A 26458-nucleotide genomic window follows, 5' to 3' on the forward strand; every position below is an offset into this window, starting at 1 on the left:
CGAATCCCCGCTCACCCTGCTCGTGACCCTCGTCGCCTGCGCCCTCATGGTCGCCGGCTGGTACGCCTGCCGCAAGCAAATCCACGAAATCGCCGAAACCCGCGACGGCTTCACCGGCATGTCCCCCGTCATCGCCAACCGCCCCGGCCCCGGAGCCGCCGACCGCATCTAACCCCCACCGCGCCCCTGGATGGGCAGCTTGTTGACCACGACGGCGGCACGTGCGGTTCTGTTTTCACGGAACCGCAGGTGCCGCCGTCGTTCTGCCTTTAATCCTCTTGACGGGCGCAGAGCACGGGTCTACCGTCAGCCCCACCCCGAGTATTCATCGTCGAATCAATGTAGGGAGCGTCATCATGCCGGAATTCATGGATGTCCACCACAATATGAAGGGCCTAACCAGGGAGGACCTTAAGGCTGCCCACGAGGCCGACCTTGCGATTCAGAATGAGGAAAACGTCAATTTTAAGAGTGCCTGGGCCGATCCCGACGCTGGAGTCGTCTACTGCCTGTCGGAGGCTCCTTCGGCGGATGCGGTGAGGCGCATCCACGAACGCACGGGCCATCCCGCAGACGAGGTCCACCCCGTTCCCCTGAAGGTCTGAGCCGGTCTGACTTAGAAGGTCGGGCATTTCTGCACCGCTTTCGGCAGCCCCGAGAGGCACCGGACCCGCCGTTCCGGGCCGGTGCCTCAGCGCAGGACGGCAAAGTGGAGCAGAACTGCACGAGGTTTCGCGCGAAGGACCGGCTTATGGACGTGGTTGTCATCGAGACCCCGCAGCTCGGGGACCGCAGCTACCTGGTCCACGACGGCCACGTGGCCCTGGTGGTCGACGCCCAGCGCGACACGGACCGCATCGAGGACGCCGCCCGCGCCGCCGGGGTGCGCATCACCCACGTCGCCGAAACCCACATCCACAACGACTACCTCACCGGCGGCCTGATCCTTGCCCGCGCCCACGGTGCCACGTACCTGGTCAACGCAGCCGACGCCGTCGGTTTCGAGCGGCAACCCATAGCGGACGGCCAGACCCTGCCGATCGGCCGCCTCACCCTGCGGGCCGTGGGCACCCCCGGGCACACGCACACCCACCTGTCCTACATCGTCACATCCGATGACGGGCAGCAGGCCGTATTCTCGGGCGGCAGCCTGCTGTACGGCTCGGTGGGGCGGACCGATCTGCTCGGCCCCGCAGACACCGATGGCCTGACGAGGGACCAGTACGCCTCCGTCCGCCGGCTGGCTGATGAGGCGGGACCCGCAGCGGCGCTGTATCCCACACACGGCTTCGGATCGTTCTGCTCGGTGGGGCCGTCCAGTTCCTCCAAGGCATCGACCATCGGCGAGCAGCTCGCCACGAACCACGCACTCACCGATCCTGATCCCGAGCACTTCGTCGCCGAACTCCTGGACAACCTTGCGGCCTACCCCTCGTACTACGCGCACATGGCCCCCATCAACCTCACCGGCCCGCAACCCGCCGACCTGGGCCTGCCGGAGCCGCCCGGCGCCGACGAGCTGGCCGACCGGCTGGCCAACGGCGAATGGGTGGTGGATCTGCGCCGCCGCATGGCCTTCGCCAGCAACCACCTGAAGGGCGCCGTGAGCTTCGAATACGGCTCAGGGACCAGATTCAGCTCCTACCTGGGCTGGGTGATTCCCTGGGGCGAGAAGCTGACGCTGGTGGGCAGCCGGGAGGACCTGCAAAACGCCGTCCGTGACCTCTCCCGGATCGGCGTCGACCGGCCGGACGCCGCCGTCGGAACAGACCCCGCAGCCCTGGCGCCGAACGCCCCGGTGGCCTCCTACCCGCGGACCGGCTGGGCCGCCGTCGTGCATGAGAAGCCGCCCGAGGACACCGTGCTCGATGTGCGGCGGGCGGATGAGTTCGCCGAATCCCACGTGGCAGGTGCTGTGAACGTGCCGCTGCACGAACTGCTGGGCCGGCTCGGCGAGCTTCCGGAGGGGCGGATCTGGGTGCACTGCGCCTCCGGATACCGTGCAGGGGTGGCCGCCAGCCTCCTGCAGCGCGCCGGCCGGGACGTGGTGCAGATCGATGCCCGGTTCCGCGAGGCCGCGCCCGCAGGGGTGCAGCTGCAGGGGCCGTCAAGCTAGCGGCGCAGGAGTATCGGCATTTCGAAGGAGAACATGATGGACACGGCAGGAAAGGTAGTCGTCGGCGTCGACGGCTCGGAATCATCGGTCCAGGCGCTGCGGCTCGCGGCCCGGCTGGCGCCCGCCCTGGACACCCGGATCCACGCCGTCGCGTGCTGGGACTTCCCGCAGATGTATGCCGGCTACGTTCCCCCGGACTTTGCGGCGTTCGAGGAGTCCGCTGCAAAGACCCTCGCCGAGGCCATCGCCAAGGCCTTCGGTCCGGATGCGCCGGAGGGCATGAGCCAGGAGTTGGTGCGCGGACCGGCACCGGCCAAGCTTGTGGACGCCGGCGCCGGTGCGGCGATGCTGGTCGTGGGGCGCCGCGGCCACGGCGGGTTCCTCGGCATGCACCTGGGGTCCGTGAGCTCGGCCTGCGTCTCGCACGCTGACTGCCCGGTCCTGGTGGTCCACACGGACGGCAGCCACCGCACGCACCATCTCTGGAAAGGCTCCAAGGGCCAGGACCATTCCCAGCCGTAGATCGGGGCCCGCCCTGGCGTAACGCAACCCACCCGCAACCCCGTGCGCGGGCCCGATCACCTATGCTCAGCAGAGCACCTGAGCCCTGGCTCAACGACGAAACCACAGGAGCAACTTCATGACCAACTGGCGGATCAGGGACTTTCACTCGGCTGACATGGACGGCATCCTGCACCTGTGGGAGTCCCTCAAGGCCACGAATGTTGAGCCCGTTTACGCGCTCTCCGAAGTGCTGGCCTCGTGCGAAAAGGACCATGCAGTCGTGGCCGTGCAGGGCGACCAGGTGGTGGGTGCCGCCGTCGGCCGGGCTGCCCATGACCAGGGCTGGATCGTCTTCCTGGCCACGCTGCCCGAGTACCGCGGCCGCGGGATCGGCACCTCGCTGCTGGCCGCCGTCGAAAACCGCATGGCACCGCACGGCCTGAACAAGCTCTCAGCGCTCATGCCGGAGTCCGAAACCCGGGTGGAGGCCTTCCTGAGCCGCGGCTTCCTGCTGAAGAAGAACCTGCGCTACTTCGAGCGGACCATTCCCGTCCAGCGCCAGGAGCTTGAGCCGCTTAGCCTGCTGGGCGGCCGTGTCCTCGCCCGCGACCTGTGGGAAAACGTGGCCGGCATGCGCCGCGAGAAGGAGCTGCTGGAGCGCCGGCTGGTCCTCCCCCTGGCCGAGGCCGACCTCGCCGACGAATACGGCGTGGTGCCGCCTCGCGCCGTCGTGCTGTTCGGTCCTCCGGGAACGGGCAAGACCACCTTCGCCAAGGCGATTGCATCCCGCCTGGAGTGGCCGTTCGTGGAGGTGTTCCCGTCCCGGCTGGCCTCTGACCCCAAGGGCCTGGCAGGTGCGCTGCGCGAGACGTTCCTGGAGATCGCCGAGCTGGAGCACGCCGTGGTGTTCATCGACGAGGTGGAGGAGATCGCGTCACAGCGCTCGGGCGAGCCGCCGTCGCCGCTGCAGGGCGTCACCAACGAACTCCTCAAGATCATTCCGGCCTTCCGCGAGCAGCCCGGCCGCCTGCTGGTCTGCGCCACCAACTTCATCCGGGCCCTGGACTCGGCGTTTCTGCGCCACGGCCGTTTCGACTACGTCATTCCCATCGGGCTGCCCGACCGCCAGGCCCGCGAAGCCATGTGGCAGCGCTTCATCCCCGCCGCGGTGGTGGACGACGTCGACGTCGAGCTGCTCGTGGACCGCACCGAGGGCTTCTCCCCTGCGGATATCGAGTTCGCGGCGCGCAGCGCCTCCCAGCGGGCGCTGGAAAAGGCAGTGTACGACGACGGCGGGCTGGCCTCCGGGGGCTCCGTTTCCGTCCGGGAGGCCGTCCGGAAGGGCCCCGCCACGGAGGACTACCTCGACGCCATCGCCGACACCCGGACGACGGTGAGCAAGGAGGCCCACGAGCAGTTCCTCGAGGACATCGACGCCCTGGGCCGCGTGTAGGTCAGCCGGGCCAGTTCGGCGCGTTAGCGGGTCGGAGTCGCCGGAAACCTGCGGGGTCGCCGTAAGTTTCCGGCGCCCCCAGTCCGTTCCGGCGAACTCGGCGGCGAATTGGGGGAAGGAGAAGGGGCCGTGATCCTGTTCCTGACGATTGTGAGCGGGCTGGCCTGGTCCTTGGTGTACATCGAGGCCATACGGATCGGATTCAGGGACCGGAGTTATGCCATTCCGGCGGCGGCGCTGGCTCTGAACTTCGCCTGGGAGGTCATCTACGCCTCACGGTCCGCCGTTACGGGGCTTTCTGCGCAGGGCGTCTTCAACATCGCGTGGGCCCTGGCTGACGTCCTGGTCCTGTATACCTTTTTCAGGTTCGGCAGGTCCGAACTGCCGGCGTGGGTCACGCCGAAACTCTTCGTGGGCTGGGGCGTCCTGTTGGGGATTGCGGCCTTCGCGGTGCAGGGGCTGTTCGTGGTGGAGTTCGGCTGGGACGACGCCGCACGGTATGCGGCGTTCCTGCAGAACCTGCTGATGTCCGGGCTGTTCATCGCGATGTTCGTGGCCCGCGGCGGCACCAGGAGCCAGTCCCTGCTGATCGCCGTGGCGAAGTGGATCGGCACGCTGGCGCCCACCGTGGTGTACGGGTGGTACGGGAATTCCCCCTTGGTCCTTGGGGTGGGTGCGCTCTGCAGCATCTTCGACCTGGCCTACATCGGCCTGCTGTGGCGCGCACGGGCTGCCTCGGCCGTTGCTGGTCCTGGCTCCTCCTGAGCAGCTCCGGGCGGCAGTGGAGCGGGCCCTGCCCCCGGCGGTACTCTTTGAGCCATGTCCAACAATCCCCTCCGGCATGCCATGGCCCGCATGGGCGGCCGCGACCCACATGAGCAACACCGGGCAGCCACGCCGCTGGAGCTGTTCTTCGACCTGACGTTTGTCATTGCCTTCGGAGTGGCCGGAAGCCAGTTTGCCCACGAGATTTCCGAAGCCCACTTCGGTGCCGGCCTGCTGGGCTTCTCCTTCGCGATGTTCGCCGTGATCTGGGCCTGGATCAACTTCACCTGGTTCGCCAGCGCCTACGACACCGACGACTGGGTGTTCCGCGTGGTTACCATGGTCCAGCTTCTCGGTGTGCTGATCCTGGCCATGGGACTTGAGCCGATGTTCCACTCGCTCGTGGAGGGCGACCATGTAGACAACGCCGTCATGGTGGGCGGCTACGTGATCATGCGCCTGGCCCTGGTGTTCCAGTGGCTGCGCGCGGCACGGCAGGATCCCGCGCGCCGGCAGACCTGCCAGCGCTACGCTACGTACCTTGGCGTGGTGCAGCTAGGGTGGATCGGGGTGCTCATCATTGAGGCGGACATCCTGACCACTTTCCTCATGACTGCGCCCCTGTTCATCTTGGAGATGGCCACGCCATACGTCGCCGAGCGCTCCATGCGGACCCCGTGGCACGCGCACCATATCGCCGAGCGCTACGGGCTGCTCGCCATCATTGCCTTGGGTGAATGCCTGATCGGGGCCATCGAGACCCTCCGGGCCATTGTGGCCAACCACGGTTGGACCCTGGACGCTGCACTCGTGGGCTTCGGCGGAACGGCCCTCGCGTTCGCCATGTGGTGGATCTACTTCATACTGCCCGCCGGCCCCGCCCTGCACCTCCAGCGGCACCGCTCATTCTTCTTTGGTTACGGGCACATGCCCATCTTCGCTGCCATCGCCGCAACTGGCGCCGGACTGCACGTAGCTGCCTACTACATCGACCATCAGGCCCACATCAGCGCCGCTGTGGCCGTGGCCAGCATTGCGGTACCCGTGGCGCTGTTCAAACTCTCCCTGACGTGGCTGTTCAGCGTCATGATCTGCGTGGACCGCACCGTCATTGCCGTGGCTGTCGGCGTCGTGGTCGCGCTGGTGGGCAGCGTTGGACTTGCTGCCGCCGGGGTCTCGGTGCCCGTCTGCTTGCTTGTCATTGTGCTGGCCCTGGGGGTGTCGATTGTGATTGATGAGAAGCGCGGTACAGCGAAAATGAGCGCAGCGCTGGAGCACCTGGAACGCGGGGCTACCGGGGCGCGGCCGGCAGAGTAACCACGATTTTGCCCTTGGCATGGCCCTGCTCCAGGGCGGCGAAGGCGTCAGCGATGCTGCCGAACGGATACTCGCTGTCAACGACAGGCTGAAGCACCCCCTCATCCACCAACCTGGCGAGGAAGCGCAGGTCGTCCGCGCTGGGATGCATGAAAAGGTACCGGTAGCTTGCGCGCGCCCGCTTCGCCCGCAGCCGGACCGGAAGGCTGATCGCCCAGAAGAGCGCCGCGACCCAGCCGGGGGCGGCCAGGTCCTTCCGGGCGGTCAGCGGTTCGGGGACTCCGGCGATCGACACCACCATGCCTCCGGGCTTGAGGATCCGGAAAGACTGCTTCAGCGTTCCGCCGCCCACCAGGTCCAGCACGGCGTCATAGACCTGGAGTTCGTCGCCAATCCGCTTCCGGGTGTAGTCGATCACCCGGTCCGCGCCCAGTTTACGCACCAGTTCGTCGCCGCGCGGGGACGCCGTGGTGGTCACCTCAGCACCGAAGTGCTTAGCCAGCTGAATCGCGAGCGTTCCCACTCCACCCGCGCCACCGGAAATGAAGAGCCTGGTGCCCTTCCGGACGGAGAGTTCGTCGCGCAGGGCCTGAAGCGCCGTCAGGCCTGCCAACGGCAGGCCCGCCGCTTCGGCGAACCCCAGCGACACCGGCATGGGGGCGACGTGCCCCTGCTGCACGCACACCAGCTCCGCAAAAGCGCCGAGGGTGGCCTTGTCCACGCGCGCATACACACGGTCCCCAATGTCGAACCCGCTCGTTCCCAAGCCCACGGCGTCCACCGTTCCGGCCACCTCGCAGCCGGCGATGATGGGAAGGCGGTGGCCGCTGATGACCCGCAGCTTTCCCTGGCGCATCTTGTAGTCGACCGGGTTGAGCCCTGCGGCAGCCACCCGGATCCGCACCTCACCGGGTCCGGGACGCGGTTCGGGGACGTCCCGGAACTCCATGGCGTCTGCCGCGCCGTACCGCGTGAGGACGTAGGCGAGCACGGCTAGTCCCTGGGTGCGCCGCCCGGCTCGGCGGTCTCGGCGGTCTCGACCAGCGGAGTGGTCTCGCCCTGCGGAGTGGTCTCGACAGGCTCATCCTGCGGGGCCTCTTCGTAGGAGAGATTCTCGTAGTCGGTGTCGTCCGCCTCGTCCAGGCGGTCGTCCAGTTCCTCGAGCAGCCAAGGGTTCACCCTCGCCAGGATTTTCCGGACTTCCTCCTCGGGAACCGCGGCGTACAACACGGGCCTGGCATCGGCATACCGGGTGACGGGCGGCCTGTCCGGCCACTTCTCGGCCAGGGCCTGCACCCGCTCGGGCAGGGAATTGTGCGCATTGTCGGCGATTTTCACGAGTGTGGCGTCATGGTCCTGGGCAATGAAGCGGATGCCGGCCTGATAATCGTCCGGGTTGTCGTGCAGCCGCTTCGTGACGCGCTCGATGATCCCCACGGCGCGCTCGGAGACGCCCATGTCGAGCAGCGCCTGCCTGGTCATGGGGGTGTCTTCCGCGATGTCGTGGAGGTACCCGGCGATCCGGATGTCGTCGTCGAAGTCCTCCAGCGCGTCCCCTACGGCCAGCACGTGCTCGCGGTACGGGCGCTTGAGCTTGTCCTTCTGGCGGTTGTGCGCCACTTCGGCCAGCACCTTGGCGGTCTCTACGGTGAATCGTGCTTCCGACGTTCCTTGTTCTGGCATACCCTCAGCGTACCCACCGCCTCCAACTACACACCCGGCCAGACCCAGGGCTCCCGCGGGAGGGCCGCAGGATCGAACGCGCCGAGAGCGGACTCCAGGGAATCCGCCGGCAGCTCCAGCGAGTCCAGGATCATCCGGCGGACAGCGTCCGCACGGATCCCGACGGCGGCAAGGTCGCCCAGCGTGACCGCCCCGTCCCGCTTGGCCAGCCGTGCGCCGTGGGCATTGACCACCAGCGGCACATGGGCATATTCCGGAACGGGCATATTCAGCAGCGAGGCGAGGTATGCCTGCCGAGGCGTGGATGGCAGCAGGTCATCGCCCCTCACCACCTGATCTATGCCCTGTTCGGCATCATCCACCACCACCGCCAGGTTGTACGCCGTCACACCGTCGTTGCGGCGGAGCACAAAATCGTCGACCACGCCGGTAAAAGTGCCGTGCATGGCATCCTGCACCGTCCACTCCGTGACCGACGAGCGCAGGCGGACGGCAGCCGGCCGCACCGACCTCCTGAAAGCGACTTCCGCCGTCGAGAGCTTCCGGCAGGTCCCCGGGTAGGCGCCCTGGGGCGCATGCGGCGCGGACGGCGCCTCCTGGATCTCCCTCCGCGTGCAGAAACACTCGTAGGTCAGTCCCGCGTCCGCCAGCCGGTCGATCGCTGCCGCGTACAGCGGTCCGCGGTCGGTCTGGCGCACGGGGTCACCGTCCCACGAAACGCCGATGACCGTCAGGTCGCGGAGCTGCTGCGCCTCCGCCCCGGCACGGGCGCGGTCCAGGTCCTCGACGCGCAGCAGGAACCGCCTGCCGGTTGAGCGCGCGAAAAGCCACGCGAGCATCGCCGTCCGCAGGTTGCCCACATGGAGTTCACCGGACGGGCTGGGGGCGAAACGGCCGGCACTTGTCATGTCGTCCAGCCTATGCCGAACAGCACAAGCGCCCCTCAGCTACCGCGCGGTCCCGGCGTATGCGGGGCTCGGTGGCTCAGGGGCTCTTGCCGTACCGGTTCCTGGCGGAAGTGCGGCACTGCTTTGCGGAAACTTGCGGAAACTTGCGGAAAGACGATGCGTGAACAAGTGTCAATCAGCGGCGGCTTCCTTGCGGGAAGCGTCGTCCAGGGACCGGGTGGTGTGCCGGAGGCCCTGTAAGCCTGCGGGGCTTGGCGGTGGCCGCGCCCTTCGTTGCCACTATTTGAACAGAAGCCCTACAGTTGGCGCAAAGGGCGCATCCCCGAGTGGTCAGATTGATCAATAACCATGCGTCGAACCGACAGGGAGTGATCAGATTGCAGCAGCTGGACGCGACAGACCGGAGGATCCTCGCGGCGCTCGACGACGATCCCCGGCTCCCCATCATGGTGCTCGCCCAACGCCTTGGCCTGGCCCGCGGGACCGTGCAGTCGCGGCTGGAACGGATGACGGAGTCGGGCGCGCTCCGTCCGAACAGCAGCCGCGTGCTTCCTGCTGCGCTGGGCCGTGGAGTGGCGGCGGCAGTCAGCGCCGAACTGGACCAGAGCCACCTCAACGAGGCCATCGCCGCCCTCCGGAAAATCCCGGAAGTGCTCGAGTGCCATGCGCCGGCCGGGGATACCGATCTGCTGATCCGCGTGGTGGCCACCAGCCCGGACGATCTGTACCGGGTGTCCGAAGAGATCCGGCTCTGCCCGGGGATCGTCCGGACGTCCACGAGCATGTTCCTGCGAGAGGTTATTCCCTACCGGACCACGGGGCTGCTCGGCGGCTGACGGCGCGCCTCAGCCGCCACGCCGGTCCTGCGCAAATCATTGCTTAAAACTGCGGATAACCTGACGGCGGTCCTGCGGCGCCGACTGTAGCCTGATTCAGCATCTGCCGCCGGGATCCTTTCCGGCGGCAGATGCGCCCTCCATCCCAAGGTCTCAGCCAGGGTTCGGTCTCACTAAGGAACTCCATGCGCTCATTTTCCCGTTCAACAGCCGCAGCGACCGGGCTGCTGGTCTTCGCCGCCGGCCTGGTATCCCTGCCGGTGAGCCCCACGTTCGCGGCATCAACAGATAACGCGACTGATCACGCCGCCGATGCGCCCGCCACGCAACTGGTGCCGGGCACCCCGCACGGGGAGCATATGTACGAATCGGCGCCGGGCGTCCCCATGGACACTCCACCGACCGGATCCGCCCTCCAGGCGGAGGCCGGGGTCCTGGCTTCCGCGCCCATGAAGATCAAACTGGTGACAGCCAAGCTCGCGGACAACAAGAACGCGGTCTCCATGACGGCGGCGGACCAGGCGATCGTGGCTACCAGCAACTACTGGAAGGCGATGTCCAACGGCCGCATCTCGATGACCGTCACGAGCCGGCTCGCGGGGCACCAGTCTGCCGCCACCTCCTCGATGTCCTACTACGACCTCATCAACAAGATCACCAGCGAGCTGAAGTGGACCTACAGCACCAATACCGCGCTCGTGGTCTTCATCCCGACCTCGACGCTCTCCTACGGTGCGCTGGGCGCCGGGTTCAGCAGCAACGGCAACAGCGGCCGCGTCCTGATGCCGCAGATTAACACCACCTTCACCAAGAGCGTCCTCACGCATGAGTTCGGCCACGTGCTGGGGGCCATGCACGCGGACGCCCTGCAGTGCGGCAGCGGCGTCAACGACGTAGGGACCACCAGCACCGGCCAGTTCAAGGACTCAAGCTGCTACATCCGTGAATACGGCGACACCACCGACCTGATGGGCGCTTCGCGGTACAGCATGCCCGTCGTCAGCTCCCCCTTCTGGGACTCCCGGGGACTCGGCCGGGGCGATGAAGTCCGCGACCTGGGGATTGCGACAGGCATCAAGAGCTACACGCTGCGGCCCTGGGGCGGCACACTCGCGAACCGGGCCCTCAAGTTCACCGACCCCATCAGCCGGGAGACCTACTACCTCGAGCTGCGCCAGCCCGTGGGCTACGACAGCTACCTGAGCAGCGACTACGCCGGCAACCGCGGCGTGAAGATCGTGCAGCGCGGCGGCGCGACTCCCGTCTCATCCCTGACGCTCATGCCGTCCACCATTCCCTTCAGCGGCTATTACAGCGCGAACCACGCCTGGCAGGCCGGACGCACGTTCACCACGCATGCCGGAACCACGGTGACGATCAACGCCGTCACGGCCGACTACGCCACCGTGACCATCAATGCCGATCCAGCACTGCGGGCAAAGATCCAGTTCTCGGCCGGCGACTTCAACGGCGACGGGCGCGCGGACGTGCTCTCCCGCGAATCCGACGGTTCCCTCATGCTGCTCGCCGGCCAGGCCGGAAACAAGCTCGGGGCACCCGTCCGGTTCGCCGGCGGCTGGAACATCTTCAACACGGTGGTCGGCGATGTCGACTTCACCGGAGACGGGATCCCGGACATCTTCGGCCGCACCTCGGCGGGCGAGTTCTGGCTGTACCCCGGCAACGGCAAGGGCGGTTTCCTTCCCCGCATCCGCATCGGGGGCGGCTGGCAGATTTTCCAGCGTATCGTCGCTCCCGGCGATCTGACCGGAGACGGCAAGGCAGACCTGGCCGGCATCAAATTCGATGGAACACTCTGGGTGTACCCCGGAAACGGCAAGGACGGCCTCCTGCTTCCGAGCAACGCGGGCTCCGGCTGGGCTGCCTTCAGCGCTGTCGCTCCGGCCAGTGGTTTCAGTGCCCCCGCCCGCGGCGGGCTGTTCGCGCGGAGCCAGACCGGATCGCTCTACTTCTATCCGGGAAACGGGGCCGGCGGATTCCTCGCCCCCACCAACCTGGGGAGCGGCTGGGGTTCGTTCAAGGACCTCATCGGCGGGCAGGACTTCACTGGAGACGGGCAAAAGGACCTGCTGGCCACCACCGCAACGGGTCCCGCGGCGCTGTACCCCGGCAACGAGACCGGCCGCTTCGCCACCCGCGTCACGGTCCCGGGCACGGACTGGGACGAGTTCCGCCAGGTCTGGGAAGCCGGGGACGCCACAGGAGACGGCCGCGCGGACATCTTCGCGCTCACACCGCAGGGAACGCTGTGGCTCCACCCCGGCAACGGCTCCGGCGGTTTCCAGGCCGCCCGGCAACTCAACTCCGGATGGCAGACCTATGACCAGATCTTCAGCGCCGGCAACTTTGACGGAACCGGCGGACTGGACCTGATAGCACGGGATGCAGCGGGCGTGCTGTGGGTCTACCCGACCGACGGCAGGGGCACCATGCTGCCCAGAAAGCTCCTGGGCAGGTCCCTGACCGGCTTCAGCCGCTTCCTGTCACCCGGGGACTTCACCGGCGACGGAAAGAGTGACCTCCTCGCCCAGTCAGAGGACGGGCAGCTCTGGCTCTACCCCGGCAACGGCGTCGGCGGGCTGCAGACCCGCAAGCCGCTCGGCTACGGATGGAACGTGTTCAACCAGATTGTCAGCGCTGACGACTTCACCGGTGACGGCAGGAACGACCTCATGGCCACCACCACCGATGGCAAGCTGTGGCTCTATCCAGGAAACGGCGGCGGAGGATTCCTTGCTAGGAAGCAGCTGGGCAGCGCCTGGAACATTTACAAGTCCATAGCCAACGTGGGCCGGTTCGCCGGAACCGCCAGCCCCGGCCTGATCGCGACGGCCCCGGACGGCAAGCTGTGGCTTTACGCGGGCAACAGGCAGGGCGGCTTCCAGGCGTCTGTCCTGAACCCCCGCTAAACAGGGCGCCCGAAACACACCACAACCGGCAGGCCGCGGAAGATCTCCTTCCGCGGCCTGCCGCATTTAAGCCTGGACACCCGCTGCAAGCAGGGAGCCTTCCCAGGGCCGCCGGCCGCTATACCGGCGGGCCGGCGTTGGACTTGAGGTTCTTCATCACCAGCGTTGAGGTGAGCCGTTCGACGCCGGGCAGTACCGTCAGTTCGCTGTCGTAGAACCGCTGGTAGGACGGCAGGTCCTCCGCTATCACCTTGAGCAGGTAGTCCGGCGAGCCAAACAGCCGCTGCGCCTCCACGATGTTGGGGTTGTCGGCAACGCGGTTCTCGAAGATCTCCATGGTGGGCTGGTCCCCCTGCCGCAGTGTCACGAAGACGATCGCCTCGAAGCCCAGCCCGACGGCGGCCGGGTCAATGTCCGCCTTGTATCCGCGGATCACCCCCGAGGCCTCCAGGTCACGGAGCCGGCGGTGGCACGGCGCCACGGTCAGCCCCACCTTTGAGGCGAGTGCCGTGGCGGTCATCCGCCCGTCCTCCTTGAGGTGGCGCAAAATGTTTCTGTCGATGTGGTCAATCACGCAAAAATCTTACCGCCGGGGCAGGAGTCTGCGCGAAATCAGGGAACACTTATGGCGCTTAATTTCCTAGGCTTTTCGCATATCCCGTCGATGAGGAGCCCCGCCATGAATCCTGAGCTTTTCATAGCCTTCGTGGTGGTCGCCGCCGCCTTGGCCTGCACCCCCGGAGTGGACTGGGCCTACACCATCACAGCCGGGCTCGGCCGCCGCAGCTTCGTGCCGGCGGTGGCGGGCCTCTGTAGCGGCTATGTGCTTCACACCGTGCTCATGGTGGCCGGGCTGGCAGCCCTGCTTGCCGCCCTGCCTGGGCTCCTCCGATGGATCACCGTCGCGGGCGCCGCTTACCTGCTGTGGCTGGGAGCCAGCACCATGCGGTCCTGGCGGGGAGCGAGCTTCACCGTCGCGGACACCGCGGAGAATCCCGGCCGGAACCAGCTCCGGGCCTTCTTCCAGGGGATGGGGACCAGCGGCATCAACCCCAAAGGCCTGCTGTTCTTCGTGGCCCTTGTGCCCCAGTTCGTCAGTGCCGAGGCTCCGCTGCCCGTGCCGGTGCAGTCAGGGCTGCTGGGCCTGACGTTCGTGCTGCTGGCCGCCGTCGTGTACACGGCCGTGGCCCTGCTGTCCCGGAGGCTGCTCCAGTCCCGGCCGGGGGCCGCCCGCCGGGTGACGCTGGCCAGCGGCATCATCATGGTGTGCCTCGGCACCGCGCTGCTCGCCGAGCAGCTTCTGCCCCTCCTCCCCGGTCACGGCTAAGCGGTCACGGCCAGCCGGCACTCCCCGGGGTGGAATCAGGTCTTGCGCTCCATGAACCACTCGGTGAAGGCAGTCGCCCGCCCGTCCGGCGCCAACCGGACGACCCAGAGATTCTCGTAGCTGGGCCGGTCATCCAGGTACGTGGTACGCCCCTGCACGAACGCGAGGTCGCCGTCGGATCCGAGCACGGACCACTCGAACCTCCAGTCCTCGGGCTCGTCGGCGGAGGCAATCCACCGGTCCACGATCTGCTCGCGGCCACGCCAGGCGTCCGGATCATACGGCCGGGTGGCGTAGACGGCGTCTTCGGCAAAGAGCGCCCGGATATCGTCTGGCGCGTTCGTTTCCCACGCCGCGATGTACTTTTCCATCCACTGCCTGATTGCGTCGGTCATTTGTCCGGTATACCCCGGCGGTACCCCGCCGACAAGGGGCCGCACGGCGAAAAAAGGCTGCACGCGGCCCTCAGTCGCCCTCCAGCTTCTTCCACTCCTGCTCCCAAAGCCTTCGCGCCTCCACATCCTTGCGGATGACCTCGAAGGTTTCGAGTTCGGCGCGGCGGCGCCGCCAGTCCCGGGGGTTCAAGGATTTCCGGCCGTTGTCCAGCACCAGCAGGGCGCGGTCAGTGATGGCATCGTTGCGCAGGGCCATGCTGGTTTTCCGCCGCCGCAGGACCTCCCGCAGCGCCCGCTGCGCATGCTCATGGGCGCCGAGGCGGCGGAGGGAGCGCCCACGGACCAGCAGCAGGGCGGCGGAGAGGTCGTCGGCGTTGAGCAGCCCTTCGGTCCAGACCACCACCTCCTGGTCCCGCCCGAGGGTGTAGGCCAGCGCGCACCTCGCCAGTGCCGTGGGCAGCGACGGCGGGAGCATGGTCAGCGCTTCAAGCGCGGCTTCCGTCTGGCCCGTCTCCCGCAGGGACTGCGACAGCGCGAGGAACACGGACTCCTCACTGAACAGCACCGGAACCTCGATGCGCTCGGCGACCTCCACCCGGGTGACAACACGCGTCAGGTAGCTGGCCGCGAACTGGTTCGCTTCGTCGTCGTTCCTGATGCTGAGGCCGCGCTGCAGCAGCTCAACGGCGCGCAGGTGCCCGCCCTGCTTGTGCGCGAGCAGCCCGGCCATGACGTAGCAGAGGCCCGCCCAGCCGGGATACTCCCGGCCCACGGCGATCAGCCGGTTCGGGTCGGTGCTGTTGAAGATGGCGTCGTACACAGCCTTGGCGGCTTTGCCGGGGAGGAGCTTAAGCCTGGGGACGCTGCCATCCACGCTGATCAGGGCGGCATCCCGGCCGCCCAGCACCCCATGGATCAATCCGCCGACGCCCTCGGCGATTTCCCGCACGGGCGTCCGGACCTGGCCGGCACCAAAGGGAGTGAGGTCACGGGTGTCGCGGTAGATCGGTCCTGGAATCTGCCCGGCGCTCATCCCTCCATGCTAGTGGCCGCGCGAATCTAGCCTGACGCCGCGCCCACCCACACGCCGATCACCCAGGTACTGGCGGCAAGGCAGGCCAGGCCGAACTCCACGAGGATGCCCAGGCCGGTGGCTTTGAGGGCGGCCCAGCTGGTGGTCAGGGCGGTGCCGAGGTTCCGCGTCCGGTGGAGCTCGCTGAGCAGCAGCCCGGCGGCGAAGCCCACAAAGAGGCCCACCACGGGGATGAGGAACATGCCCGCGATGCCCAGCACGATGCCGGCCGCGACGCTCCGGTTGGGAATTCTGTGCTGTTTGAGCTTGCGCCCGGCCAGCACGGCACTGGCCGCCATGCCCGCCAGCACGAAAATCATGCCGATGCCGAAGACCACCCAGCCGGTGGCCCCTTCGCCTCCCCAGATGGCCCAGGCCAGCAGGCTCAGGCCGATCAGGAAGCTCCCGGGCAGCACGGGAATGACGGTGCCGGCCACGCCCACGACGATGGCCAGGCCGCACAGGATGGTCACGACGGTCTGGGCGTTCATGCCCCCAGTCTAGGGTCCGGCGGCGGGCGGCTTCGGAGGCGCTCCCTTTTGCCAGGCGCTCGCTCAAGAACGACGACGGCGGCGCCTCCCGGCAAGGGGAGGCACCGCCGTCGTGATTTCAGTCAGCCCCGCCGGTTCAGACGGCGCCTTCCGCTGCAGCGGCGGCGACGGCGGCCGTCACGGCCGGTGCGACGCGCGGGTCCAGCGGGCTGGGCACGATGTAGTCGGCGGACAGGTTGTCCTCAGCCAGTTCAGCGATGGCGCGGGCTGCGGCCAGCTTCATGGCCGGGGTGATGCGGCGGGCGCCGGCGTCGAGCGCACCGCGGAAGATTCCGGGGAACGCCAGGACGTTGTTGATCTGGTTGGGGAAGTCGCTGCGGCCGGTGGCCACGACGGCCGCGTACCTGGCGGCAACGTCCGGCAGCACTTCCGGGTCGGGGTTGGACAGCGCGAACACGATGGAGCTGTGGTTCATCAGCTTCAGGTGCTCCTCGTCCAGCTTGGAGGACGAAACGCCGACGAAGACGTCTGCGGCGAGGAGGGCTTCGCCGGGACCGCCGGTGATACCGCGCGGGTTGCTGCGCTGCGCCATCTGGGCCTTCTTGCTGGCGGGGTCGGCGGCGATGTCGGCGCGCTCCGCGCTGATGGCGCCGCGGGAGTCCAGCAGCACCACATCCTTGATGCCGGCCGTGAGGAGGATCTCCGCGACGGCGATGCCTGCGGCTCCGGCGCCGGACACCACCACGCGCAGGCCTTCGAGTTCGCGGCCGGTGACCTTGGCGGCTCCCGTCAGCGCGGCGAGGACCACGACGGCGGTGCCGTGCTGGTCATCGTGCATCACGGGGCAATCGAGGGCTTCGATGAGCTTCTCTTCCAGCTCAAAGCAGCGCGGTGCGGAGACGTCTTCCAGGTTGACGGCGCCGAAGCTGGGGCGGAGCCGGACGAGCGTTTCCACGATCTCGTCCACATCCGTGGTGTTGAGGACCAGCGGGATAGAGTCCAGCTCGCCGAAGGCCTTGAAGAGGGCGGACTTGCCCTCCATGACCGGCAGGGAGGCGCTGGCGCCGATGTTGCCGAGGCCCAGAACGGCGGTGCCGTCGCTGACCACGGCAACCAGGCGCTGGGCCCAGGTGTGGGTCTTGGCAAGTTCCGGATCAGCGTGGATGGCACGGCTGACCTGGGCGACGCCGGGCGTGTAGGCGATGGAAAGGTCGCGCTTGTTGGCGAGCGGGACGGTGCTGGTGATGGAGAGCTTGCCGCCCTCGTGGGAAGCAAAGATTTCCTGCTCCGTCAGCGCTTCGGCCGCGGTGTTGTCGATGGGGGCAATCGTTTCAATGGACACGACGTTGTCTCCTGGCTAGCCGTGGGCGCACGGCACAGTATGGCTCAAGCGTGGGAGGCTCAAGATGGTCAGGTGCGCGCTTCGCTGACGGGCCCACAGGGTGGCGGGGCCTGTCCGGAAGCCCGCGTGGTGCGGGTTGCTAGCCACTCCGGTCCTGCAATGGTAAACAGGGCGGGGCCCCGCTATTTGCCATTTGGCGGCTTGCGGCCGGGATTAGGCGGTTCCTGTGGCCGAATTCACCGGATATGGCCGAAAAAACGGGGCAGTGGTCTAGACCGGTTACGCAGTGTGGCGCATGGAGCGGGGCCGGGGGACCAGCAGAGAACAGGCGTTCTTCAGGTCTTCCTCCGCCTCGAACAGCGACAGGCGCCGGCAGCGGACCGACTGGACTAGACCGGTCACTGTCAGCAGCAGCACGCGGGAGATGGCGGCGTCGCCGCTGGCTGAGGTCACGGCCCGCTCGGACAGGGCGTCAATCTCACGAAGCAGCGCCGTGGTGTCACGGTCTTTGACGTAGACGCCCTTGCTGAGGCAATGCTCCACGGCTGGCTGCATCACGCGCATGTGGAAAATTTCCATCACCACGCCGGACAGGGCGTGGATGCGCACTGTTCCGGCGCCGGGCCAGGTGCTCACCTTGAGTTCGCTCAGCTGATGCCGGTAGAGGGCAAGCATGAGGTGCGTGGCGGAGGGGAAGTAGCGGTAGAGGGTGCTGAGCGGGACATTAGCCTTGGCGGCAACCTCGGGCAGGGTCACGGACTTGATTCCCTTGCGAGCGAAGCCCGCCGCGACGTCCAGGATGCGGGCATAGCGTGCCTGCTGCCGGGGCAGGGAGGGAGGTGCGGCCATGGGCGGAAGATCTGGATTAAATTCAAGCATCATCAGTCCGGAGGGTTGAGATTCCTGCGGAGCCAGGAGAGTCCCCATCCCGGTCCTGCCCGCAATTCGCAGTCAACTATACGGCAAGGCTTTCCGGCCGCAGGCCGCTGCCTGGCCGAGGCGGACCGGCAGCCGGTCTCAGTCGACGCCCTTGATCTTCACTACGAACACTGCGCCCAGCAGGCCGATCACCGCAGCGGCGACGTAGAGCGAAACGTAGCCTCCCCAGAGGGTCACGAAGGGCCAGGCAAGGACCGGAGCAATCACCTGCGGCAGCGAGTTGGCGATGTTGATGACGCCGAGGTCCTTGCCGCGGTCCCCGGCGCTGGGCAGGACCTGGGTGATCAGGGCGAAGTCCACGGCGAGGTAGGCGCCGAACCCGATGCCGAGGACGCTCGCACCCACGATGCCCCCGATCCAGGTGGGGGCAAAGGCGAGAATCAGCGAAGCCGCCGCAATGATGGCCGAGGATGCGATGACGAGCGGCTTGCGCTTGCCCATGCGATCGCTGAGCCTGCCGCCGATCACACTGGTGATGATCACGAACACACAGTAGAGCCCGGTCAGCACCAGCACTCCAACTGCCGGCTCCATTCCCGTGGTCTCCTTCAGGTGAACAGCGTCCGCGAGGAAGAACAGCAGGTAGAGCGTGACCATGTGGTTGCCGATATTGACGAGCAGCCGGGTGATCCACGCCCATGCGAAGTCGGGGTGGCGCAGCGGCCGGATGAAGCTGAACATGAAGTCGGCCCAGTTCAGCGCGGGCCGTGCTGCCGCAGGGAGGGGCGCGTCGTCGCTCTTGAACAGATACATGACAACGCCGGCCACCAGGGCCGCGGCACACGCCACGTAGCCCAGCGCGAAATTCCCGCTGACGACGGCGGCAATCACCGCACCGAGCAGGATGCCCACCGTCTGGCCCATCGCGGCCAGCCCTCCCACGGTGGCGCGCTGGGGCACGGGCACCCGGTCGGGGACGGCAGCGGTGATGGCCGCGTAGGCGCCGTTGCAGCCTGCCTGCACCAGGCACCACAGCAGTGTCATGACGGCCACGTTCGGCGCACCGGCCAGGCCGATCAGCGCTGCGGCGCCCAGGATCGCGCCCGCGAGCACCCAAGGCACGCGCCGGCCGAAGCGGGAAGTGGTCCGGTCACTGAAGGCGCCGAAGAGGGGGTTCGCCACCATCGACACCGCCGCACCGGCACCGGTCACGAGCGCGAGGATCGCTTCCTTCTGGCCGGGGTCGAAGTGCTCTGCCTGCTGGCTAAGCAACACCTGGATGGGACCGAAGAACGCGGCGTTGATGCCGAGGTTGACCAACACCACGCCGGTGGTCCACAGCGGCCTGACTCGGTCCGTCGGCTCGGCGAGCGCAGTGCCCTGCCGCGGGCCCACCAGCCCAGGTTCGGGAACTGCACCCGGAATGTCCGACAGACTCATGGCAGGCTCCCCCTGAACGGTATTGATCGTGTGAAATCAGACTATCTCCAAGACGCGCGGAACAGCGTTCATTGCGGCGATAGAATGCCTTGCCTGTGCACCTCTTGCCACTGGGGATCTCTGCAGAGTCACTCATCACTCATTCCATGGGGGGAATGCATCTTGTCGCTACAAAACTCGGACCTTCGCGCCGTTCTCAAATCCGCCTCTGCGGCTGTTGCTGTCGCCTTGATACTCACAGCATGCACCACCAACAACTCCCAACAAGCGTCCTCCGCTGCCAGCCAAGGTGCGCCAACCAACGAGGCCACTGTCAGCCGCATCATTGACGGAGACACCTTCGTTGCAATGACCAGTGCCGGGGAGAAGACCATCCGCCTGCTCAATGTGGACACGCCGGAAACCAAGGACCCGAATGCTCCCGTCGAGTGCCTCGGGCCCGAAGCCACCGCCGCCTTGGAGCAGCTCCTTCCCGTCGGCTCGGTGGTCCGCCTGGAGCTCGACGAAGAGCCAACCGACAAATACGGGCGCACACTCGCCGGGGTTTTCGATGCATCAGGAACTTTGATCAATGCGGAGGTCGCGCGCCAGGGCATGGGCATTCCGATGCTTGTTGAGCCCAACCGCAAGTTTTATCCGCCGGTTGAGGAGGCCTTCGAAGAGGCACGGACCCGCGCCGTTGGACTCAACTCGACGGCGATCGCCTGTCTGCCCGCACAGCAGGTTGAGAAGGCGGTTGCAGCGGTGGAGACGATCACTGCGCTTCCGCTCCAGGAGTCAACGTCCGGACTCGACAAGGCCAATACGGGACTCGTGACAGCCCTCGCGACCATCGCTGCACTCAAGACGGCCTCAGCGGCTAAAAGCAAAGTCGAGTGGGCTGCGCAGCCGCCAGCCACGCTGGCTGCGCTCGTCTCCCGGCTAGACTCTTCAGCCACCGCGGCGACGGCACGCCAGACAGCAATCAAGGGCAAGAAGAAGAGACTTGCCGATGCGGCAGCTGCTGCGAAGGTGGCCCGTGTGAAGGCTGAAGCCGCAGCGAAGGCCGCTGCTGTGAAGGCGGCTGCTGATGCGGCGGCTGCGGCCGAAGCCAGGGCTGCCTCTGAGGCCGCCGCAGCCGCAGAGGCCGAAAGAATCAGGAACCTCCCGCCGGTCTATGTGCCACCCGCACCGCCGGTGTACGTTCCGCCGGCAGCTCCGGCACCGGTTACCGACCCCTACCCTGGCTACACTGGCCCGCGGTGCTACGCGCCGGGCGGCAAGACGTGGAGGCCTTGCGGATAATTAAGCTTCACGCACGCAACAGACAGCGTCCTTTAGGAGAACCAATGACCGCTTCCCCTGCCGACAATTCCACGGCTCGCCAGACGGCGGCCATCAGCACCGCTGACCTTTACGACGAACGGGGCGAGGAACTGGCCTCCATCGCCCTGCAGTTCCAGTCCCTTGGCGGCCACTCCCATTTCAGCGGCCCGGTCCGGACCATCCGCTGCCTCGAGGACAACGCGCTCGTCAAGTCCACCCTTGGCTCGCCGGGCAACGGCGCCGTACTGGTGGTCGACGGCAACGGCTCGCTGCGCACCGCCCTGATGGGGGACATGATCGCGGCGAGCGCCGTGGCAAACGGCTGGGCCGGCGTCGTCATTCACGGGGCCATCCGCGACCGCGAGGCGATCGCGGAGCTGCCGCTCGGCGTCAAGGCCCTGGGCAGCAACCCGCGCAAAAGCGCCAAGGCGGGCGCCGGGGAGACGGACGTTGACCTGCTGATCGACGGCGTGACCATCCGCCCCGGCGCCAGGATCTGGTGTGACCCGGACGGCATCCTCGTGGAGCGGTAAAGCCCGGCGCGCGGTAAAACTCGGAAACGATAAAAATTCCGGCCTGCGGGAACAAAGCGGAAAGTAATATAGTTACTGAAAGCAACTATCAATTGCGCGCCCCCTTTCTTCCCTTGGAGCACCCATGTCCAAAACCACCGCCGGACCCGCACCCGGAGAGGTCCTGACCAAACGGCAAACCATCACCGTCATGGTGGGGCTCATGCTCGGCATGTTCCTCTCATCGCTGGACCAGACCATCGTCTCCACGTCCATCTACACCATCGCCAACGACCTGGACGGCCTCTCGCTGCAGGCCTGGGCCACCACCGCCTACCTCATCACCTCTACCGTCACCACCCCGCTGTACGGCAAGCTGAGCGATATCTTCGGCCGCCGCCCGCTGTATCTGGCCGCCATCGTGATCTTCCTGGCCGGCTCCCTGTACGCCGGCTCGGTGCACTCCATGACAGAGCTGGCCATTGCCCGCGGCATCCAGGGCATGGGCGCCGGCGGCCTGCTGGCCCTCGCACTGACCATCATCGGTGACATCGTCTCGCTCAAGGACCGGTCCAAGTTCCAGGGCTACTTCATGTCCGTCTTCGGCATCTCTTCGGTGCTCGGCCCGGTGGTGGGCGGCGCCTTCGCCGGTTCCGCCAACATCCTGGGCTTTGACGGGTGGCGCTGGGTGTTCTTCATCAACCTGCCGATCGGGCTGGCCGCACTGGCCGTGGTGTTCCTGTACCTGCACCTTCCCGCCAAGCACGCGAAGCAGAAAATCGATTACTGGGGCGCGGCCGCGATCACCCTGGCCATCGTGCCGCTGCTGCTCGTCGCCGAACAGGGCCGCAGCTGGGGCTGGACGTCGGCGGCCTCCCTGCTCTGCATCGGCCTGGGCGTCATCGGGATTGCTGCCTTCCTGGCTGCCGAAAAGCGCGCCGGGGACTACGCGCTCATCCCGCTGCGCCTCTTCCGGAACGTCACCTTCGGCCTGTCCTCGCTGCTGAACTTCATCATCGGCATCGGCATGTTCGGCGCCATCGCCATGCTGCCCATGTACCTGCAGCTGGTGAAGGGCCTCACGCCCACCGAGGCCGGGCTGATGATGATCACCTTCACCGTGGGCATCCTCTCGGGCTCCATCACCGCAGGCCGCACCATCTCGGCATCCGGCACCTACAGGATCTTCCCGATCCTGGGCACGTCCATCCTGACAGCGGCCGCCGTCGCCATGGGCCTGTCCCTCGGCGTGGACACCGGCCTCTGGGTCCCGGGCCTGATCGCGGTGTTCTTCGGCCTGGGCCTGGGCTTCTGCATGCAGCCGCTCACGCTCGCCATGCAGGTCTCCGTCCCGCCGAAGGACATGGGTGTGGGCACTTCCTCCGCCGCATTCTTCCGCTCCATGGGCGGCGCCGTGGGAACGGCGGTGTTCATCTCCATGCTGTTCAGCCTCGCCGCGGACAAAATCGGCAGCGGCATGAAGGACGCCATGCAGAGCGCGGACTTCCTCAAGGTCCTCCAGGACCCCGCCGTGGCCGCCGACCCCGCGAACGCCAAGCTCTACGAGTTCTTCAAGAACGGCGCCACGAACGATTCCCTGAACGACACCAGCTGGCTCCACTCCGCCAACCCCGTGCTGACCCGGCCCATCACGGAGGGCTTCGCGCAGTCGATCGACGCGGTGATGCTCACCGCCGCGGCCCTCACCGGCGTCGCCTTCCTGATCAGCCTCGCCCTGCCGAACAAGAAGCTCACGGACCCCAAAGCCGCTGCGCAGGACGCGGGATCCGAGCCGGTCGCCGCGCACTGACCACCGGGACAACGCAGGGAAGCACGACGACGGCGGGACGTCCCGCCGTCGTCGTCTTCTGTCCCGAAGTGGAACAGCGGGCCGTGACGTGCCACACTGTTAGGCGCGTGTGCGCCGGCCGTCTGGGCCGGTACCGCAGCCGACGACGTCCGCACCGCAGAAACCAACCCCAAATCCAAGGGAGAACCATGTCCACCGCCAACGAGCAAACTACCGCCAAGATCCCGAAACGGGTCATTTGGCTGGCGCTTGCCGGCGCCGTGGGAGGCTTCCTGTTCGGCTTTGACTCCTCCGTGGTCAACGGAGCCGTCGACGCCATGAAGGACGAATTCGCACTGAGCGAAGCCGTGACAGGCTTCGCCGTGGCCGTTGCCCTCCTGGGATGCGCCGCCGGCGCCTACATGGCCGGCAAGGTCGCCGACCGCTACGGCCGCATCCCCGCCATGAAGCTCGGCGCCCTGCTGTTCCTGGTCAGCGCTGTCGGCACCGGCTTCGCCTTCGGCGTCTGGGACCTGATCTTCTGGCGCCTCGTCGGCGGCCTGGGCATTGGCCTGGCGTCCGTGATCGCGCCCGCGTACATCTCCGAGATCTCCCCGAGGCACGTCCGCGGCCGCCTCGCCTCCCTGCAGCAGCTCGCGATCACCACGGGTATCTTCGCCGCGCTGCTGTCCGATGCGCTCTTCGCCACGTCCGCCGGCGGCGCCGACCAGCCGTTCTGGCTGGGAATCGAGGCCTGGCGCTGGATGTTCCTGGGCGCCGCCCTGCCCGCCGTGGTCTACGGCTGGATCTCCTACACCCTGCCTGAATCCCCGCGTTTCCTCGTCATCCAGGGCAAGGAAGCCGAAGCACGCAAGGTCTTCGACTCCATCGCACCCCAGGAGGACACCGACCGCCACCTGCGCGAAATCCGCGAGGCCATCGAGGAGGACCAGCTCGCGGGGAAGAAGGGTTCGCTCCGCGGCAAGACCTTTGGCCTCCAGGCCGTCGTCTGGATCGGCATCACGCTCTCCGTGCTGCAGCAGTTCGTGGGCATCAACGTGATCTTCTACTACTCCACCACGCTGTGGAAGGCCGTGGGCTTCCAGGAGAAGGACTCGCTCACCATCTCCGTGGCCACCTCCGTCACCAACATCCTGGTGACGCTCGTGGCCATCGCCCTCGTCGACCGGATCGGGCGCCGGCCCATCCTGCTGGCCGGTTCCATCGGCATGGCCGTCTCGCTCGGTGCCATGGCCGTGGCCTTCGCCTCGGCGCGGGGCACCGGGTCCGAAATCTCCCTGCCCGGCGCCTGGGGGCCCGTTGCCCTGGTTGCCGCGAACGTCTTCGTGATCAGCTTCGGCGCCTCCTGGGGCCCGCTCGTCTGGGTGCTGCTCGGTGAGATCTTCCCGTCCCGGATCCGCGCCCGCGCCCTGGGCCTGGCCGCCGCCGCCCAGTGGATCGCCAACTTCGCCATCACCCTGAGCTTCCCTGTGATGGCCGCCGCGTCGCTGCCGCTGACGTACGCCATGTACGCGCTGTTCGCCGCGGCCTCATTCTTCTTCGTCATGTACAAGGTGCCGGAGACGAACGGCATGTCGCTGGAACAGGCCGAAACCCTGTTTGTTCCAAAGGGGTCCGTTAAGGTCTGACCGGCTCTTAGCCCCCCGGACATGTGGAGGCGCCAGCGTTCCGATGGAATGCTGGCGCCTTCTGCCGTCTGTGGCGGGCTTTCGGGCGGGCCTTGGCCGGACCGCCAATACGGCCTCCTGCACGGGCACCGTGTAGGTTGGAAAGGCTGATTTTGTAACCGCCGCCACCCTCGCGGCGGTCCTTTCAAAGGATTTTGCACATGTCTGAGCAGACAACCACCGGGCAGAGAACTGCCTCCAGCCAGGACAGCGAGCCCCACCTTTCACGCTCGCTGAGCAACCGGCACATCCAGCTGTTGGCCATCGGCGGCGCCATCGGCACCGGCCTCTTCATGGGCTCCGGCAAGACGATTTCGGTGGCCGGACCGTCCGTGATCTTCGTGTACATGATCATCGGCTTCATGCTCTTCTTCGTGATGCGGGCCATGGGCCAGCTCCTGCTGTCCAACCTGAACTACAAGTCCTTTAGCGACTTCGCCGGCGACCTCCTGGGTCCGTGGGCCGGCTTCTTCACCGGCTGGACCTACTGGTTCTGCTGGGTTGTCACAGGTGTCGCCGACGTGATCGCGATTGCCGGCTACGCCAACGAGCTGTGGCCCGGCATCCAGCTGTGGATCCCAGGCATCGCCACCATCGTCATCCTGCTGCTGCTGAACCTCCCGACCGTCAAGGCCTTCGGCGAGACCGAGTTCTGGTTCGCGCTGATCAAGATCGTGGCCATCGTGGCACTTATCGCAGTGGGCCTGGTGATGATTCTTACCGGGTTCCAGTCCGACGCCGGCACAGCCAGCTTCACGAACCTCTGGAGCCACGGGGGCTTCTTCCCCCGGGAGTTCATGGGCTTCGTGGCGGGTTTCCAGATTGCCGTCTTCGCTTTCGTGGGCATTGAACTCGTAGGTACGGCAGCGGCCGAAACCAAAAACCCCGAGCACAACCTGCCCCGCGCCATCAACGCCATTCCGCTGCGCGTCATGCTCTTCTACGTGGGCGCGCTGATCATCCTGATGTCCGTTACCCCGTGGACCGAGTTCCAGGCCGGCCACAGCCCGTTCATCGGCATGTTCTCCCTGGCGGGACTGGGCATGGCGGCCATGGTGGTGAACCTCGTGGTGCTGACCTCAGCCATGTCCTCGGCCAACTCCGGCATATATTCCACTTCGCGCATGGTCTTCGGCCTCGCGAACGACGGCGATGCCCCCAAGCTGTTCGGCCGCCTCTCCAGCCGGAAGGTCCCGCAGAACGCGCTGTTCCTTTCGTGCGTCCTGCTGCTCGCCGGCGTGGCACTCCTTTACGCGGGCAAGGACGTCGGAGTGGCGTTCGACATGGTCACCACCGTCTCCGCCGTCTGCTTCATGTTCGTCTGGTCCATCATTCTGGCCAGCTACCTGGTGTTCCGGAAGCGCCGCCCCGAACTGCACAAGTCCTCACCGTTCAAGATGCCCGGCGGTATTCCCATGGTCTGGGTGGTGTTCGCCTTCTTCGCGTTCCTCGTCTGGGCTCTCACCACCCAGCCGGACACGCTGACGGCGCTGCTCGTCACCCCGCTCTGGTTCGCGGTCCTCGGCGCCGCCTACGCGGTGGTCCGCCGTTCACCGCTGCACCAGGCGCGTGTGGCTGAGTGGAAGGCCATGGCCGACGCCGAGACTGCGTCAGCACGCTAACTGGAGCCGTTTCACCGGACTCAGGCCCGGTCTCCACGCAGACCCGGACGGCAGTGTCACAACTGCCGTTCGGGTCCGGGCGGA

General features: G+C 66.9%; 24 protein-coding genes. 14 read left to right on the plus strand and 10 right to left on the minus strand.

Going from position 1 to position 26458, the window contains the following annotated elements; genetic code table 11:
- Positions 1 to 356: 356 nt before the first annotated feature.
- The 6 genes from JYA52_RS01945 (at position 357) to JYA52_RS01970 (ending at position 6155) form a co-directional block, all read left to right on the plus strand.
- The gene (locus tag JYA52_RS01945; protein ID WP_205651466.1) at positions 357 to 605 is read left to right on the plus strand and encodes an SCO4226 family nickel-binding protein; all 249 of its coding nucleotides are present in this window, start codon (positions 357 to 359) and stop codon (positions 603 to 605) included.
- Positions 606 to 751: 146 nt separating this feature from the next.
- Complete coding sequence (locus JYA52_RS01950) at positions 752 to 2116, plus strand: MBL fold metallo-hydrolase (protein ID WP_205651467.1); 1365 nt, start codon at positions 752 to 754, stop codon at positions 2114 to 2116.
- A gap of 36 nt (positions 2117 to 2152) precedes the next feature.
- Entirely contained in the window at positions 2153 to 2638 is a 486-nt protein-coding gene (locus JYA52_RS01955; protein ID WP_205651468.1) for a universal stress protein, read from the plus strand.
- Between the two features lie 118 nt (positions 2639 to 2756).
- On the plus strand, positions 2757 to 4073 hold the full coding sequence (locus JYA52_RS01960; protein ID WP_205651469.1) for an ATP-binding protein: 1317 nt from the start codon (positions 2757 to 2759) through the stop codon (positions 4071 to 4073).
- Positions 4074 to 4202: 129 nt separating this feature from the next.
- Complete coding sequence (locus JYA52_RS01965; RefSeq protein WP_205651470.1) at positions 4203 to 4838, plus strand: transmembrane-type terpene cyclase; 636 nt, start codon at positions 4203 to 4205, stop codon at positions 4836 to 4838.
- Positions 4839 to 4892: 54 nt separating this feature from the next.
- Positions 4893 to 6155, plus strand: coding sequence for a low temperature requirement protein A (locus JYA52_RS01970; protein ID WP_205651471.1), 1263 nt, complete (start codon positions 4893 to 4895; stop codon positions 6153 to 6155).
- On the opposite strand, the gene JYA52_RS01975 is transcribed toward JYA52_RS01970, so the two are convergent.
- The 3 genes from JYA52_RS01975 to gluQRS are packed head-to-tail and all read right to left on the minus strand — an operon-like array spanning position 6130 to position 8746.
- Positions 6130 to 7146 carry an NADP-dependent oxidoreductase gene (locus JYA52_RS01975; protein ID WP_205651472.1) on the minus strand — a complete coding sequence of 339 codons (1017 nt, stop codon included), beginning with the start codon at positions 7144 to 7146 and terminating at the stop codon, positions 6130 to 6132. The genes JYA52_RS01970 and JYA52_RS01975 overlap by 26 nt on opposite strands.
- A gap of 2 nt (positions 7147 to 7148) precedes the next feature.
- The gene (locus JYA52_RS01980; protein WP_240459861.1) at positions 7149 to 7838 is read right to left on the minus strand and encodes a phosphohydrolase; all 690 of its coding nucleotides are present in this window, start codon (positions 7836 to 7838) and stop codon (positions 7149 to 7151) included.
- A gap of 26 nt (positions 7839 to 7864) precedes the next feature.
- Complete coding sequence (gluQRS, locus tag JYA52_RS01985; RefSeq protein ID WP_205651473.1) at positions 7865 to 8746, minus strand: tRNA glutamyl-Q(34) synthetase GluQRS; 882 nt, start codon at positions 8744 to 8746, stop codon at positions 7865 to 7867.
- Positions 8747 to 9123: 377 nt separating this feature from the next.
- Between gluQRS and JYA52_RS01990 the strand changes: the two genes are divergently transcribed.
- Positions 9124 to 9582 (plus strand): Lrp/AsnC family transcriptional regulator, encoded by a 459-nt coding sequence (locus JYA52_RS01990; protein WP_205651493.1) that lies wholly within the window; start codon positions 9124 to 9126, stop codon positions 9580 to 9582.
- Between the two features lie 185 nt (positions 9583 to 9767).
- A complete protein-coding gene (locus JYA52_RS01995; RefSeq protein ID WP_205651474.1) occupies positions 9768 to 12512 on the plus strand; it encodes an FG-GAP-like repeat-containing protein in 2745 nt (914 codons plus the stop codon).
- A gap of 118 nt (positions 12513 to 12630) precedes the next feature.
- Here JYA52_RS01995 and JYA52_RS02000 read toward each other — a convergent pair whose 3' ends face one another.
- The gene (locus tag JYA52_RS02000; RefSeq protein ID WP_205651475.1) at positions 12631 to 13086 is read right to left on the minus strand and encodes an Lrp/AsnC family transcriptional regulator; all 456 of its coding nucleotides are present in this window, start codon (positions 13084 to 13086) and stop codon (positions 12631 to 12633) included.
- A 105-nt stretch (positions 13087 to 13191) separates the two neighbouring features.
- Here JYA52_RS02000 and JYA52_RS02005 point away from each other — a divergent pair, with 105 nt between their 5' ends.
- Entirely contained in the window at positions 13192 to 13839 is a 648-nt protein-coding gene (locus JYA52_RS02005; protein WP_205651476.1) for a LysE family translocator, read from the plus strand.
- Between the two features lie 35 nt (positions 13840 to 13874).
- Here the strand turns inward: JYA52_RS02005 and JYA52_RS02010 are convergent, their stop codons facing one another.
- The 6 genes from JYA52_RS02010 to JYA52_RS02035 form a co-directional block, all read right to left on the minus strand.
- Entirely contained in the window at positions 13875 to 14234 is a 360-nt protein-coding gene (locus JYA52_RS02010; RefSeq protein WP_205651477.1) for a nuclear transport factor 2 family protein, read from the minus strand.
- Positions 14235 to 14304: 70 nt separating this feature from the next.
- Complete coding sequence (locus JYA52_RS02015; protein ID WP_205651478.1) at positions 14305 to 15267, minus strand: tetratricopeptide repeat protein; 963 nt, start codon at positions 15265 to 15267, stop codon at positions 14305 to 14307.
- 26 nt (positions 15268 to 15293) lie between these two features.
- Positions 15294 to 15797 (minus strand): DUF456 domain-containing protein, encoded by a 504-nt coding sequence (locus tag JYA52_RS02020; RefSeq protein ID WP_205651479.1) that lies wholly within the window; start codon positions 15795 to 15797, stop codon positions 15294 to 15296.
- Positions 15798 to 15933: 136 nt separating this feature from the next.
- Positions 15934 to 17139 carry an NAD(P)-dependent malic enzyme gene (locus JYA52_RS02025; RefSeq protein ID WP_205651480.1) on the minus strand — a complete coding sequence of 402 codons (1206 nt, stop codon included), beginning with the start codon at positions 17137 to 17139 and terminating at the stop codon, positions 15934 to 15936.
- A 279-nt stretch (positions 17140 to 17418) separates the two neighbouring features.
- Entirely contained in the window at positions 17419 to 18018 is a 600-nt protein-coding gene (locus tag JYA52_RS02030) for a TetR/AcrR family transcriptional regulator (RefSeq protein ID WP_205651494.1), read from the minus strand.
- A gap of 138 nt (positions 18019 to 18156) precedes the next feature.
- Positions 18157 to 19458: an MFS transporter gene (locus JYA52_RS02035; protein ID WP_205651481.1), complete on the minus strand. Its 1302-nt coding sequence runs from the start codon at positions 19456 to 19458 to the stop codon at positions 18157 to 18159.
- Positions 19459 to 19620: 162 nt separating this feature from the next.
- On the opposite strand from JYA52_RS02035, the gene JYA52_RS02040 reads away from it, so the two are divergent.
- From JYA52_RS02040 to JYA52_RS02060, 5 genes are all read left to right on the plus strand, one after another.
- Positions 19621 to 20742, plus strand: a complete 1122-nt coding sequence (locus JYA52_RS02040) for a thermonuclease family protein (RefSeq protein ID WP_205651482.1) — start codon at positions 19621 to 19623, stop codon at positions 20740 to 20742.
- 44 nt (positions 20743 to 20786) lie between these two features.
- Positions 20787 to 21296, plus strand: a complete 510-nt coding sequence (rraA, locus tag JYA52_RS02045) for a ribonuclease E activity regulator RraA (protein ID WP_205651483.1) — start codon at positions 20787 to 20789, stop codon at positions 21294 to 21296.
- A gap of 124 nt (positions 21297 to 21420) precedes the next feature.
- The gene (locus JYA52_RS02050; protein WP_205651484.1) at positions 21421 to 23085 is read left to right on the plus strand and encodes an MDR family MFS transporter; all 1665 of its coding nucleotides are present in this window, start codon (positions 21421 to 21423) and stop codon (positions 23083 to 23085) included.
- Positions 23086 to 23273: 188 nt separating this feature from the next.
- Positions 23274 to 24713 carry a sugar porter family MFS transporter gene (locus tag JYA52_RS02055; protein WP_205651485.1) on the plus strand — a complete coding sequence of 480 codons (1440 nt, stop codon included), beginning with the start codon at positions 23274 to 23276 and terminating at the stop codon, positions 24711 to 24713.
- A 200-nt stretch (positions 24714 to 24913) separates the two neighbouring features.
- Entirely contained in the window at positions 24914 to 26374 is a 1461-nt protein-coding gene (locus tag JYA52_RS02060) for an amino acid permease (protein WP_205651486.1), read from the plus strand.
- The last annotated feature ends 84 nt before the right edge of the window (positions 26375 to 26458 follow it).

The organism is Arthrobacter pascens (assembly GCF_017052465.1).
Lineage (GTDB): Bacteria > Actinomycetota > Actinomycetes > Actinomycetales > Micrococcaceae > Arthrobacter > Arthrobacter pascens.